The 1,297-nt window shown below is 70.6% G+C and carries 1 protein-coding gene; it reads left to right on the top strand.

The annotated features are described in order from the left end of the window. Positions 1-142 precede the first annotated feature (142 nt). The gene (gene dprA, locus G205_RS20385; protein ID WP_009359698.1) at positions 143-1,051 is read left to right on the top strand and encodes a DNA-processing protein DprA; all 909 of its coding nucleotides are present in this window, start codon (positions 143-145) and stop codon (positions 1,049-1,051) included. Positions 1,052-1,297 lie beyond the last annotated feature (246 nt).

Below are 1,297 nucleotides of genomic sequence, written 5' to 3'. Positions count from 1 at the left end.
CTCTTGCCCGCTGGGTAGACGGCCGGTTCGGGCACAGCTCCGCAAGCTTCGCCAGCAGCCAAAAACAACGAGGGGGAGGGGAGCTGGCCGGTCACCTAAGCCGCCCCACCCACCCAACTTCTCGGCAAAAAGGAGCAACACCATGAACGACCGCATTGCACGCGCAGCCCTGACCCGCCTGTTCGAACCCAACGACACCGTTGGGCGGACCCTTGTGGGCAGGCTCGGCGCCTACGCTGCGCTGCGGCTCGCCACCGGCGCGCAACCCGCCCACACCCTCCCCGACGTGACGGACGAGGAACTGGCGGCCGCGCTGAAGCGCTGGGTACCCCGCGTGCCGGACCTGGCCCCGGAGAAGGACCTGACCACCATCGAACGCCTGGGCGGTGGCTTCCTGATCCCCGGTGATGAGCACTGGCCCACCGGCCTGGAGGACCTCCCCGACGCACCCCTGGGCCTTTGGTACCGGGGCAACATTGGCAACGGCATCCCCGACCCCTCCCGCTGCGCGGCCCTCGCGGGCTCACGGGACTGCACGAGCTACGGCGCGGCCGTGACCGGCGATATTTCCTACAGCCTGGCCCAGCAAGGGATCTGCGTCATAGCCGGACTCGCCTACGGCATCGACGCCCACGCCCACCGCGCCGCACTGGCCGGAAGCACCGGCAACGGCCCGGCAACCATCGCCGTCCTCGCCGGAGGACTGGACCGCGAGTACCCGTCCGGAAATGCCGACCTCGCGGCCGCCATCCGCGCCAACGGCCTAACCCTCTCCGAACTGCCCCCAGGATCGGCGCCCACCCGGCACCGCTTCTTGCAGCGGAACCGCATCATCGCCGCCCTCGCCGGGGTCACCTGCGTCGTGGAAGCACGCTGGCGCTCCGGTGCCCTGAACACCGCCTTCCACGCCGAAACCATCGCCCGGCACGTCGCCGCCGTCCCCGGCAGCGTCCACAGCGCCAACTCCGCAGGATGCCACCGGCTCCTGAAAGACGGCGCCGCGGCACTGGTCACCGACGCGGCGGAACTGACCGAACTGCTCGCCAGCTAAATCCCCAGGTGGCCGGTCCTTTTGGGGCCGGTCACCGCGGGCGGTCCGCCGTCGTGGCCGGCTTTTGGTGGTGGTCGCCGGCGGCGGACCGCCAATCCCGCAGTGACCAGGTGCACGGCTGGCGGCCGCCGGCGGCAAGCCTGAGCGGCGGCGTCGTTGGGTTGTCCGGGGCCTGAGAGTGAAAGGCATGCTCGCAGGGCTCGCACTAAAAGATTGGGCGTCCGCTGGCGCGGCCGGCTGTTGGGT

The sequence above is a fragment of the Arthrobacter nitrophenolicus genome (genome assembly GCF_000332815.1).
GTDB classification, from domain to species: domain Bacteria; phylum Actinomycetota; class Actinomycetes; order Actinomycetales; family Micrococcaceae; genus Arthrobacter; species Arthrobacter nitrophenolicus.
The sequence above is the reverse complement of the archived record's forward strand: the minus strand, read 5'-3'. Positions and strand labels throughout refer to the sequence as shown.